Raw genomic sequence first — 8,265 nt, 5'->3', positions numbered from 1 at the left:
AAAAGGTGTATGCGCGGCGTAAGGAGACAGTGGAGCGGAGCTTCGCGGATGCGAAACAACATCACGGGCACCGGTATGCGCGGTTCCGTGGTCTGATGAAGGTACAGATGCAGTGCCTGCTTGCGGCGACGGCGCAGAATATGAAGAAGATGGCGCTGCTGGCGCTTTTTTATCTGTTTTTTATGGTGCAGGAAGGTCTGTCAGGGGGATGCCTTCGCCCTGTGAAGCCAGAGAAAGTGATGACAGGTTAAAGCGGGAAAATATCGCGATCGCGACCTGCGGTCGCTACAAAAGAAGAACCCCATGCAAAAACATGGGGTTCGTCAGCAGTCTGAAGCGCCAGTTAATGGCGCTTTTTTTATAACAGTGAGAGGATTTTTTGCGCATCCTCTTCTTCCGATGGGTTATAAACCAACATCGTCAAATCAGGTTGTCCTTCAACCGAAAAACTTGAATACTCCAGCGACAACTTGCCGACATTTCTGTGCAACAGAATTTTGGTGCCTTCTCCCATCCCGACAATATCATTGCTTTGCCATAGCTCGGCAAATTCAGGAGAGGCTGAACTCAGCTCTTCTACCAGAGGGCGGATCTCTGCCGATGCTCCTGCACGGGTCGCATCGGCACGAAACGCCGCCACCAGATAGCGCGCCAGCGCATACCAGTCGCTCTGGGTAGCACAAACCTGTGGATTAAGGAAAATGCGGCGCAGAATATTGCGTTCCTGTGCGGGCAACGTGGGGTAATCGGATAAAACCACGGTGGCGGCCTTGTTCCATGCCAGCACATCCCAGGTGGCGTTGCGGATCAGCGCCGGGCTGATGGGCATACAGTCCAGCACCCTTTGCAGACGTTCGGTTACTGTGCCGGTCGCCGCGTAATGTATGTCCGGCGCGCGGCCGAGAGCCAGGTGAAAAACATGCTCCCGTTCCCGCTCGGAAAGGCGCAGCGCCTGACAAATTCTGTCCAGTACTTCTGCGGATGGCGTGCCGCCGCGTCCTTGTTCAAGCCAGGTATACCAGGTGGCGCTAATACAGGCCAGATGCGCGACTTCTTCCCGCCGCAACCCAGGCGTGCGTCGGCGTGCGGTGTGAAATCCCAGCTCATTGGGATCCAACTGTGCGCGGCGTGATTTCAGATAACTGCCCAGATCTTTTGGCTGAGTAACACTCTGCATCCTGTTAGTCCTTATACCACGATAAAGTCACTACTTTTCACTATCACGGATATTTATAAGGATAACGGCGCGAGTCAATATCAGGAGGCACACGCATGCATGTTTTTCTGACTGGCGCAACCGGATGGGTTGGCGCAACAGTGGCGGCAGAGTTACTGGCCGCCGGGCATCAGGTCAGTGGTCTGGCACGAAATAGAGACAAGGCGCAGGCACTGCTTGCCGCTGGCGGGCAAGTGGTTTACGGGACGCTGGACGATCATGATGTTCTTTTTGCGGCGGCGGCAAAAGCCGATGCCGTGATCCACACCGCGTTTAATCATGACTTTTCACGCTTTACAGAGAGTTGTGTGCAGGATCAACGCGCCATTGAAGTGCTGGGAGAGGCGTTACTCGGCTCCGAACGCCCGCTATTGGTAACATCGGGGCTGGCAAGGCTGGTGCAGGGGCGCCTGGCAACAGAAGCAGACAAACCGGCCGAAGGACCTGACTTTCCTCGTCGTTCCGAACAGACGGCGCAGGCGCTGGTTGAAAAAGGCGTACGTGCGGCGAGTGTCCGCCTGGCACCCACCGTACACGGCGTCGGCGATCACGGCTTTGTACCTATCCTGATCGCACTAGCAAAACAAACCGGTGTTGCTGCCTGGCCCGCAGAGGCGAACAATCACTGGGCGGCGGTACACCGGATTGATGCTGCGAAAGTCTATCGGCTGGCGCTGGAAAGCGGCGTGACACAGCCGGTTTACCATGCGGTTGCGGAGGAGGCGATTGCCATGCGCGATATTGCTATTGCCATCGGAAAAATGCTTGGTTTACCAGCCGAACCGCGCGAAGCCGCACATTTTGGCTGGTTCGCCAGATTTGCGGCCGGGGAGATGTCAGCATCAAGTGAACGGACTCGCGAAGTGCTGGGCTGGCAACCAACGCAGCGCACGCTGTTAGACGATCTGAGCGATGAGGCGTATTACGCCAATTCCTGAACCGTGCCCGTGCTTTTCTTTCTAATTCGGCTGGATATCTATCCAGCCTTTTTTTATGATACAGCATTACACCTTAGCCCATAGCGCAGGAGCGTCACGTGATAGGCAGACTCAGAGGCATTATTGTAGAAAAACAACCCCCGTTGGTTCTGCTGGAAGTGGGAGGCGTGGGTTATGAAGTGCACATGCCGATGACCTGTTTTTATGAATTACCGGATGCCGGTAAAGAGGCGACGGTTTTCACCCAGTTTGTGGTGCGTGAGGATGCGCAACTGCTGTACGGTTTTAACAATAAGCAGGAGCGCACGCTGTTTCGCGAGCTGATCAAAACGAATGGCGTCGGGCCAAAACTCGCACTGGCGATTTTGTCCGGCATGTCAGCACAGCAATTTGTTAACGCCGTCGAACGGGAAGATCCGGCGGCGCTGATCAAATTGCCAGGTATCGGTAAAAAGACTGCCGAACGCCTGATTGTCGAAATGAAAGATCGCTTTAAAGGTCTGCATGGCGATCTCTTCACCCCGGCGACCGAATTGGTTCTCGCCTCTCCAGCCAGCCCGGCGACGGACGACGCAGAGCAGGAAGCGGTTGCCGCGCTGGTGGCGCTGGGATATAAACCTCAGGAAGCCAGCCGGATGGTTAGCAAGATTGCCCGCCCGGATGCCAACAGTGAAACCCTGATCCGTGAAGCGCTGCGCGCAGCGTTGTGAGGTAGAGGATGATTGAAGCAGACCGTCTGGTAGCCCCTGCCAGTACTGATGTGGAAGAAGTTGTGGATCGCGCTATTCGCCCGAAAATGCTCGATGAATATATCGGCCAGCCGCAGGTTCGTTCGCAAATGGAGATTTTTATTCAGGCGGCAAAACTGCGCGGCGATGCGCTCGATCATCTGTTGATTTTTGGTCCTCCAGGCCTTGGGAAAACCACGCTGGCGAATATTGTCGCCAATGAAATGGGCGTTAATTTGCGCACCACTTCCGGCCCGGTACTGGAAAAAGCGGGCGATTTGGCGGCGATGCTCACCAACCTCGAACCGCACGACGTACTGTTCATCGATGAAATTCATCGTCTTTCACCGGTAGTGGAAGAAGTGCTCTATCCGGCGATGGAAGATTATCAGCTCGATATCATGATCGGTGAAGGCCCGGCGGCACGCTCCATCAAGATCGATCTTCCACCTTTTACGCTGATTGGCGCGACAACGCGCGCGGGGTCACTGACTTCGCCGCTGCGTGACCGTTTTGGCATTGTGCAGCGACTGGAGTTTTACCAGGTGGCCGATTTGCAACATATTGTCGGTCGCAGTGCCCGCTATATGGGGCTGGTGATGAGCGAAGAGGGCGCGCTGGAAGTAGCGCGTCGTTCTCGCGGTACGCCGCGTATTGCCAACCGCCTGCTGCGCCGCGTGCGCGATTTTGCCGAAGTGAAACATGATGGCGACATCACGGCTGAAATCGCGGCGAAAGCACTGGATATGCTGAACGTTGATGCGGAAGGGTTCGACTATATGGATCGCAAACTTCTGCTGGCGGTGATTGATAAATTCTTTGGCGGTCCCGTCGGGCTGGATAACCTCGCGGCGGCAATTGGCGAGGAGCGGGAAACCATTGAGGATGTTCTGGAACCGTATTTGATCCAGCAAGGGTTTTTACAGAGGACACCGCGTGGGCGTATGGCGACAGTGCGGGCCTGGAACCACTTCGGCATCACGCCCCCAAAAATGCCATAAACAAAAATGCCGATAGCTTCTGCTTGCGGCCTTTACGTTAGTGGTGGTTGCGGATGATTTAACCCGACCGCCCAGTTAATATTAGCTAACGGGTTTCCTGGTCATGCTGAAGATAAACAGCAGTGCCGCACATAGCACGACTGAGGGGCCGGCTGGCGTATCGTAGAATGCGGAAAAAGCCAGACCGCCGGTCACCGCAATCATCCCGACGCCTACGGCAACCGCCGCCATTTGCTCTGGCGTACGCGCGAATCGACGCGCTGTCGCCGCCGGGATAATTAATAGTGAAGTGATGATCAGCGCGCCGACAAATTTCATGGCGACACCAATAGTCAGGGCGGTAACCAGCATCAGCAACAGCTTGACGCGTTGCAGCTTCACGCCGTCAACAAATGCCAGCTCCGGGCTGATGGTCATCGACAGTAGGTTGCGCCACTGCCAGAGCAGGATCGCCAGTACTACCACCACGCCAAGGGCAATGGCAATCAGATCGCCTGGCGTCACCGCCAGCAGATCGCCAAACAGATAGGCCATCAAATCGACGCGAATGTTCGACATCAGGCTGACCACAACCAGGCCGAGAGACAGCGCACTATGCGCCATGATGCCGAGCAGGGTATCAATCGCCAGTTGCGGGCGTTTCTCCAGCCACACCAGACCAGCAGCCAGCAGTAACGTCACGGCAATAACAGCGTAGAATGGATTCACATCCAGCAGCAGACCAAATGCAACACCAAGTAAAGAAGCGTGCGCCAGCGTATCGCCAAAATAGGACATCCGTCGCCAGACGACAAATGAACCCAGCGGCCCGGCAGCGCAGGCAAGCATGATGCCGGCCAACCAGCCAGGCAGTAATAATTCAATCATAAGTGTCCATTACCCTGGCGCAGAATAATGCGGCCCTGCAGATCGTGGCGGTGATTATGGTTATGGCGATAAATGCCAAGTTGTTCCGCACCGCGATGCCCAAACATAGAGATAAATTCCGGATGCATGGAAACCACTTCTGGCGTACCTGAACAGCAGATATGATGATTAAGGCACAGGACTTCATCCGTTTTCGCCATCACCAGATGCAGATCGTGGGAAACCATCAGTACTGCACAGTTGAGCTCTTTTCTCAGTTGATCTATCAGGTTGTAGAGCGCGACCTGACCATTGACGTCTACGCCCTGGGTTGGTTCATCCAGCACCAAAAGCTGCGGGCTGTTAAGCAGGGCGCGAGCCAGCAAAACACGCTGCGTTTCGCCTCCGGAAAGCTTTTGCATCGGTGCATCCACCAGGTGTGCGGCCTGTACGCGTTTCAACGCTGGAATAATTTCGTCTTTGCGAGTGCCGGGGCGTAAACGCATAAAGCGACCGACCGTCAGCGGCAAGGTGGCGTCAAGATGCAATTTTTGCGGCACATAGCCGATACGCAGGTTCTTTTCACGCTTGATCATCCCCGCATCCGGTGCTATCAGGCCCAGAACTGCGCGCACCAGCGTTGATTTACCCGCACCATTAGGGCCGAGTAATGTTAAAATTTTTCCTGCGCGTAAGTTGAGCGAAATGTCAGACAGGACGCGCCGCTGGCCAAAAGCAACGGTGACTTTTTCGAGCGTTACAAGATTCGTCATAGCATTTAACAGGTTGCACAAGTTGTGGGATGTTATAATATCACACCCCACATACTCATTACGATGAACAGTCGCATTATGTTACATAAAAATACGCTTCTTTGCGCAGCGCTATCTGCTGCTCTTCTCGGCGGTACAGCACAAACCGCTAATGCCGCTGTGGTGGCTTCACTCAAACCATTGGGGTTTATCGCTTCTGCCATTGCTGACGGGGTGACGACTACCGAAGTGTTGCTGCCAGATGGCGCATCCGAGCATGATTATTCACTGCGTCCTTCAGATGTAAAACGCTTACAAAACGCGGACTTAGTTTTTTGGGTCGGGCCGGAGATGGAAGCCTTTATGGCGCGTTCCGCACAACAAATCTCTGAGCAGAGACGGGTGACGATGGCCGAGCTCGCCGGCGTAAAACCGCTGCTGATCAAAGGGGCCGATGAAGACGAGCATGAGCATGGTGGTGAACATCACGACGGCGAAAAAAGTGACGAACATCACCATCATGGTGATTACAACATGCATTTGTGGCTTTCCCCAGAAATTGCGCGGCTTTCGGCGGTTGCAATCCACGATAAATTAGTGGAAGTTATGCCGCAAAGTCGAGCCAAACTTGACGCCAACTTGCAGGCCTTTGAGGCATCATTAACTCAGGCGGATAAGCAAGCTGGGAATGAGCTGGCACCGCTGAAAGGGAAGGGGTATTTCGTTTTTCATGATGCCTACGGCTACTTTGAAAGACACTACGGGCTGACCCCATTGGGGCACTTTACCGTCAATCCCGAAATTCAGCCTGGTGCGCAGCGTTTACATGAAATCAGAACACAGTTGGTTGAGCAAAAAGCCACGTGCGTTTTTGCTGAGCCGCAGTTCAGGCCAGCGGTCGTTGAAGCTGTTGCCAGAGGGACATCCGTTCGAATGGGAACGTTGGATCCACTTGGAATCAGTATCAAGTTAGGCAAAGAGAGCTATTCACAGTTCCTTGCCCAACTGACTCACCAGTATGCGAGCTGCCTGAAAGGAGAATAACGAGGAAGTGAATACGTGCAACAGATAGCCCGCTCTGTCGCTCTGGCATTTAACAATCTGCCCCGACCCCACCGTGTCATGCTGGGGTCGCTTACCGTTCTTACACTCACGGTCGCCGTCTGGCGGCCTTACGTTTATCATCCTGAAGCTACCGCCCCGATCGTAAAAGCGATTGATCTGCCGAAAAATGAAATCCGCTCGTTGCTGCCGGAAGCCAGCGAACCTATCGATCAAACCACTTCTGATGATGTGGATGATATCCCGCAAGATGAACTGGACGATAAAACCGCCAATGACGTTGGCGTTCACGAATATGTGGTTTCTACCGGCGATACGCTCAGTAGTATCCTCAACCAGTACGGTATTGCTATGGGAGATATCAGCCAGCTAGCCGCTGCCGATAAGGAACTGCGTAATCTGAAGATAGGTCAACAACTTTCATGGACGCTCACCGCCGATGGCGATCTTCAACGCCTGACGTGGGAGATATCCCGCCGCGAAACTCGCACGTATGACCGTGTCGATGGCGGGTTTAAAATGAGCAGTGCGATGCAGCAGGGAGACTGGGTTAATTCAGTGATGAAAGGCACTGTTGGCGCCAGCTTTGTCGCCAGCGCCCGTGAAGCCGGTTTAACCAGTGCCGAAGTGAGCTCCGTAATCAAAGCGATGCAGTGGCAGATGGATTTCCGTAAGCTGAAAAAAGGCGATGAATTTTCCGTGTTGATGTCCCGTGAAATGCTGGACGGTAAACAGGAACAGAGCCAGTTAGTCGGCGTTCGCCTTCGTTCTGACGGCAAAGATTACTACGCTATTCGCGCCGAAGATGGCAAATTTTACGATCGCAATGGTAGCGGGCTGGCGAAAGGTTTTATGCGTTTCCCGACAGCGAAACAGTTCCGCGTCTCGTCAAACTTTGAGCCGCGACGTCTGAATCCAGTTACTGGACGCATTGCGCCGCACAAAGGCGTCGATTTTGCTCTGCCGCAGGGCACGCCGGTGCTTGCGGTTGGCGATGGTGAAGTTGTGGTAGCGAAACGCAGTGGCGCAGCGGGGAACTACGTTGCAATCCGCCATGGACGTACTTACACAACCCGTTACATGCATCTGCGTAAACTGCTGGTAAAACCGGGTCAGAAAGTGAAGCGCGGTGATCGCATTGCCTTGTCGGGTAACACCGGACGTTCCACCGGGCCGCATTTGCACTATGAAATGTGGATAAACCAACAGGCTGTCAATCCGTTAACGGCAAAACTGCCGCGTACTGAAGGGCTGACAGGTTCGGATCGCACGGACTATTTGACACAGGTGAAAGAGGTTATTCCGCAATTGCGGTTTGACTGATTCGCTTAACAAATATGCGTTCGAAGCCGGTGCTTGTTACGCACCGGCTTTTTCTTTGTGCGCCCAGCATGGGCGCACTCCTGTGGGTGAAAGTCCCGCCTTAAGCTGGTCATAGCGAAAGAAGTGAAGCGCAACTGCATGAGGGCGACCGAATGTGGGGAGGAAGCGTGGAGCATAAATCATGAGCCGATGAACAAAAATCGCATAGGAGGCGCTGTCGAGCAGGGCGAGCGGGCAAGGAACCGCGAAACTCTTGTGACCAGGGCAAAACGGCGTAGATGCGGCGGTTGTGTGATGAAGGAGTGCGTTCTTACCTGGGGAGATCTCGCCTTATGTCTGAAAGGGCAACGGTCATTAACCGGAGCGAGAAGTCAGCAGAGGTCGTAGTAGCCGGACAGA

9 protein-coding genes are annotated in these 8,265 nt (G+C 54.2%); 6 read left to right on the top strand and 3 right to left on the bottom strand.

Features of this window, described 5'->3' with window-relative positions:
* Positions 1-251, top strand: a 251-nt coding sequence (locus GA0061070_RS25715) for a transposase (protein WP_244153191.1), incomplete at its 5' end; no start/stop codon positions are given.
* 107 nt (positions 252-358) lie between these two features.
* On the opposite strand, the gene GA0061070_RS23505 is transcribed toward GA0061070_RS25715, so the two are convergent.
* Positions 359-1,177 (bottom strand): helix-turn-helix transcriptional regulator, encoded by an 819-nt coding sequence (locus GA0061070_RS23505; RefSeq protein WP_090138878.1) that lies wholly within the window; start codon positions 1,175-1,177, stop codon positions 359-361.
* A 95-nt stretch (positions 1,178-1,272) separates the two neighbouring features.
* Here GA0061070_RS23505 and GA0061070_RS23500 point away from each other — a divergent pair, with 95 nt between their 5' ends.
* The 3 genes from GA0061070_RS23500 to ruvB all read left to right on the top strand — a co-directional run bounded on the left by GA0061070_RS23500 (position 1,273) and on the right by ruvB (position 3,883).
* Positions 1,273-2,154, top strand: coding sequence for an SDR family oxidoreductase (locus GA0061070_RS23500; RefSeq protein ID WP_090138875.1), 882 nt, complete (start codon positions 1,273-1,275; stop codon positions 2,152-2,154).
* Positions 2,155-2,252: 98 nt separating this feature from the next.
* A complete protein-coding gene (ruvA, locus tag GA0061070_RS23495; protein WP_090138873.1) occupies positions 2,253-2,864 on the top strand; it encodes a Holliday junction branch migration protein RuvA in 612 nt (203 codons plus the stop codon).
* A gap of 8 nt (positions 2,865-2,872) precedes the next feature.
* Positions 2,873-3,883: a Holliday junction branch migration DNA helicase RuvB gene (ruvB, locus tag GA0061070_RS23490; RefSeq protein ID WP_090138871.1), complete on the top strand. Its 1,011-nt coding sequence runs from the start codon at positions 2,873-2,875 to the stop codon at positions 3,881-3,883.
* 81 nt (positions 3,884-3,964) lie between these two features.
* Here the strand turns inward: ruvB and znuB are convergent, their stop codons facing one another.
* Positions 3,965-4,750, bottom strand: coding sequence for a zinc ABC transporter permease subunit ZnuB (znuB, locus tag GA0061070_RS23485; RefSeq protein WP_090138869.1), 786 nt, complete (start codon positions 4,748-4,750; stop codon positions 3,965-3,967).
* Positions 4,747-5,502, bottom strand: a complete 756-nt coding sequence (gene znuC, locus GA0061070_RS23480; RefSeq protein WP_090138867.1) for a zinc ABC transporter ATP-binding protein ZnuC — start codon at positions 5,500-5,502, stop codon at positions 4,747-4,749. Before znuC ends, znuB begins: the two co-directional genes overlap by 4 nt.
* A gap of 78 nt (positions 5,503-5,580) precedes the next feature.
* Here znuC and znuA point away from each other — a divergent pair, with 78 nt between their 5' ends.
* Both znuA and mepM read left to right on the top strand, forming a co-directional pair.
* The gene (gene znuA / locus GA0061070_RS23475; protein WP_090138880.1) at positions 5,581-6,525 is read left to right on the top strand and encodes a zinc ABC transporter substrate-binding protein ZnuA; all 945 of its coding nucleotides are present in this window, start codon (positions 5,581-5,583) and stop codon (positions 6,523-6,525) included.
* A gap of 15 nt (positions 6,526-6,540) precedes the next feature.
* Entirely contained in the window at positions 6,541-7,866 is a 1,326-nt protein-coding gene (gene mepM / locus GA0061070_RS23470) for a murein DD-endopeptidase MepM (protein ID WP_090138865.1), read from the top strand.
* Positions 7,867-8,265: the final 399 nt, after the last annotated feature.

Origin of the sequence: Kosakonia oryziphila (genome assembly GCF_900094795.1) — a bacterium.
GTDB lineage: Bacteria > Pseudomonadota > Gammaproteobacteria > Enterobacterales > Enterobacteriaceae > Kosakonia > Kosakonia oryziphila.
The sequence above is the reverse complement of the archived record's forward strand: the minus strand, read 5'-3'. Positions and strand labels throughout refer to the sequence as shown.

Excerpts from the sequence above, each read along its gene's own strand:
- GA0061070_RS23500 (WP_090138875.1), top strand. The coding sequence starts at position 1,273 with ATGCATGTTTTTCTGACTGGCGCAACCGGATGGGTTGGCGCAACAGTG.
- znuC (WP_090138867.1), bottom strand. The coding sequence starts at position 5,502 with ATGACGAATCTTGTAACGCTCGAAAAAGTCACCGTTGCTTTTGGCCAG.
- GA0061070_RS23505 (WP_090138878.1), bottom strand. The coding sequence starts at position 1,177 with ATGCAGAGTGTTACTCAGCCAAAAGATCTGGGCAGTTATCTGAAATCA.
- znuA (WP_090138880.1), top strand. The coding sequence starts at position 5,581 with ATGTTACATAAAAATACGCTTCTTTGCGCAGCGCTATCTGCTGCTCTT.
- ruvB (WP_090138871.1), top strand. The coding sequence starts at position 2,873 with ATGATTGAAGCAGACCGTCTGGTAGCCCCTGCCAGTACTGATGTGGAA.
- znuB (WP_090138869.1), bottom strand. The coding sequence starts at position 4,750 with ATGATTGAATTATTACTGCCTGGCTGGTTGGCCGGCATCATGCTTGCC.